This window comes from Armatimonas sp. (genome assembly GCF_043760365.1).
In the GTDB taxonomy this organism is placed as follows: Bacteria; Armatimonadota; Armatimonadia; order Armatimonadales; family Armatimonadaceae; genus Armatimonas.
This window is the reverse complement of sequence record NZ_JAYUPA010001042.1, coordinates 1-2,596: the sequence shown is the minus strand read 5'-3', so window position 1 is coordinate 2,596 and position 2,596 is coordinate 1. Positions and strand designations below refer to the sequence as shown.

Here is a 2,596-nt window from a genome sequence, read left to right as displayed (position 1 = left end):
CTCGACCCGGCTCGCTCGCAGCTTATCGCGGGTTTTGTGCGAACGTACTTGCAGATGACACGTCTTGAGCTGGTGGAACTCCAGCGCGAAGTGGGGCTCTTGCCCCGAGAGGAGCTAAATACAATGATGACGCTAACGAATGAATGGATAGAGCTAGGTGAAGAAAAAGGCATCGAGAAAGGTATCGAGCAGGGCATCGCCAGGGGGATTATCGAAGGCATCGAGAAGGGGCGGACAGAGGGCTTAACGGAGGGCCGTGCTGCGGAGGCACGTAGCCTGATTCTGCGTCTGGGCACCAAGCGCTTTGGTGCGGCGAGTCCTGAGTCGGAAGCAGCACTGGAGCAGGCGGATATTGTGCGTCTGGAAGCCTTTGTGGAGCGTCTGCTGGAAGTGGAGTCGTGGCAGGAGCTGCTCGCGGAGTAAGGCGTAGAGTCTGCCAGGTCGCCGCCGCTATCGCAAGATAGCTCGCCGAGCACGTAAAGTGAGTTCCCCCACTCGCAAGAAAACTCTCCGCAGATGCGATACAACTTCCCTGTGATGCGTTGAAGGTCTGCGAGAGTGCGGTGGCAGTTGTGGGAAGCGCAGGGGCACTTTCCACAAGCGCAACAGAAGCCGCCCGGCTTGCGGTGAAACTCTCCCCGTCCGCTTGGGGCGTCTGCGTGGGTGCGCCCAAGCTGTCAAGCTACCGGCTAAGCGTGAGGGCTTTCTCCTGTCCGTTTGGTGCGAGGGCGCGTTCGGTGATGGCGGCGAGCTTTCCGTCGTTGTCGTAGCGGTAGCCGTAGAGCTTCTTGGTATCGGTGAAGGTCTTGGCGCGTGGGAGTGCGTCTTTACCGGGCGTGGTGACATCGAGGCGTGCCTGGCCGTCTTTAGTAAGAGTGAGAGTTGCTTGGGCGGTGCGAAGGGCGGCTTCGAGGGCTTTCTGTCCCTGGGCACTGGTCGGGCGAGCGGAGAGATTTGCCTTCGATAAGTAACGCCAGTCCAACGTGCTTTCCAGCATCGCCACTCGCTTGTGGCTCTCAGCTCCAGAGCTAAGCAGAGCAAGAGCGGAAGAGTCCAACTTAGTGGTCGATTTAGCAGGTTCAACAGGGCATGCTATCGGAGTAACGTTCTGTGCAGGCGCGAGTTTAGTCTTGAGGGAGGTCGTGGGTTTCTGGGGAAGCGTGACCAGCGAGATGAGGGGAAGAAGTGTCAGCATCTTGGGTGCCCTGAATGTATCTGTTGATATAATTTCATTTGTTTTGTAATCCCATGTAAAAATAAATCACTCAACTAAATAGATCATTCTGACGTCTATATTCTGAAATTCAGAACTTAATTTATCAAATAAAAAATAAAAAATTTTAATACCTATTTCTAAAGAATCAATCTCTATATTGTTTTCTCTCAATAAGCTATTAAATTCAGGAAAATAGAGATATCCTCCTGAAAATTCCATTTCACTAAATCTTGGATATATATATATATTTGAATCATTAGGTAATTTTCTATTAATCTTTTTTAGGGCATTTCCTATCCCAGAATTCACATCAGAATATATCGACACTATTTTTGAAAAATCAATCTCTTCATATATTCCATCTCTATAATATTCTAAATAAAAGAACATCATCGCAATGGCCCTCTGACCCAACCTCGTATAGGAGTAATCCGAATATTGACTTTATATTGCCTCTGTAAATCCATAAGTTTCCATATGAAAGTACGACTCTTAAGAATTCCGATACCATCCTCAGGAATTCCATGTATATGAGCTTTAACATCTCCAGATTGTGGTTTTTGAAACTCAGGAAGGTCATCAGATATTAAGTGTTTTGAATCTTTTTTAATTTTATATTGCGGCTCCGACATCGCCCTGACTTTAGCTTCGATTTTCGATAACAAATTTGCTTCACTATAATCCCATGAAGTACCAAGTGAAGCAAAAAGCTTATTTTTCGGCCCGATAGAAACAATTCGATCAACTTTATCATAATGCTTAGCAATATTTTTAAAATCGTCAGGACCTTCGTCAAAATTGTCCTCATGTAGTGCTCCTTGGTCTTTCCATCCACCCCCGACATGCTCTTTTTCACTATCTTCATTAAAGAATAAGTTGTCAGGGTTGCCATCATTCAACATACTATTTGCCATTCTATCTAACATCCAATTGATGGCATTTGCCGTTGCTGTTGCGCCTATAGCAACACTTCCCTCGACAATTAATGGAGCTATCGCGTGACTGGAAAACCAAAAGAAACCTCTAACTGCCAAATATCTGAGAGTATGCTGTATAGAGGCCCCGCCAATAGCAACCCTTCCTGTGTCTCGGATAACTGCTGAGAGATCAGCAAAAGCTGCGCCTATAGCCCCAATGAATGAATTTCCAGTCGGGTCTACATTATTTACAGAATCGTTAGCACCATATAAATACCGATGTAAAGTCACAGGTTCGTAATTTACGCCTGAATAAAGATCTTTTCCTAAAAATCTCCCCAGCCCTGCTTGATAGTAGCGAGCGCGGTTAAAGTACAGCCCCTCCCCACTATTCCAAACACCCGCCCCATCCCACTGCTGGCCGTTCAGGAAGAAGGGGTTGGTCGTACCACCCGTCGCGGGG

General features: G+C 47.3%; 4 protein-coding genes. 1 reads left to right on the top strand and 3 read right to left on the bottom strand.

Annotation, left to right across the window (positions count from 1 at the left end):
- Window positions 1-423: DUF4351 domain-containing protein (locus ACH2EH_RS26645; protein WP_395146471.1), on the top strand; the 423-nt coding region annotated here is incomplete at its 5' end.
- A gap of 259 nt (window positions 424-682) precedes the next feature.
- On the opposite strand, the gene ACH2EH_RS26640 is transcribed toward ACH2EH_RS26645, so the two are convergent.
- The 3 genes from ACH2EH_RS26640 to ACH2EH_RS26630 form a co-directional block, all read right to left on the bottom strand.
- The gene (locus ACH2EH_RS26640; protein ID WP_395146469.1) at window positions 683-1,195 is read right to left on the bottom strand and encodes a hypothetical protein; all 513 of its coding nucleotides are present in this window, start codon (window positions 1,193-1,195) and stop codon (window positions 683-685) included.
- Between the two features lie 66 nt (window positions 1,196-1,261).
- Window positions 1,262-1,609: a hypothetical protein gene (locus ACH2EH_RS26635; RefSeq protein ID WP_395146467.1), complete on the bottom strand. Its 348-nt coding sequence runs from the start codon at window positions 1,607-1,609 to the stop codon at window positions 1,262-1,264.
- Window positions 1,606-2,596 (bottom strand): RHS repeat-associated core domain-containing protein (locus tag ACH2EH_RS26630; RefSeq protein WP_395146465.1); only part of this gene is annotated, 991 nt, incomplete at its 5' end. The genes ACH2EH_RS26635 and ACH2EH_RS26630, both read right to left, overlap by 4 nt.

What these genes read in the sequence shown, in the direction of transcription:
- ACH2EH_RS26640 (WP_395146469.1), bottom strand. Translation starts at nt 1,195, where the DNA reads ATGCTGACACTTCTTCCCCTCATCTCGCTGGTCACGCTTCCCCAGAAA.
- ACH2EH_RS26635 (WP_395146467.1), bottom strand. Translation starts at nt 1,609, where the DNA reads ATGATGTTCTTTTATTTAGAATATTATAGAGATGGAATATATGAAGAG.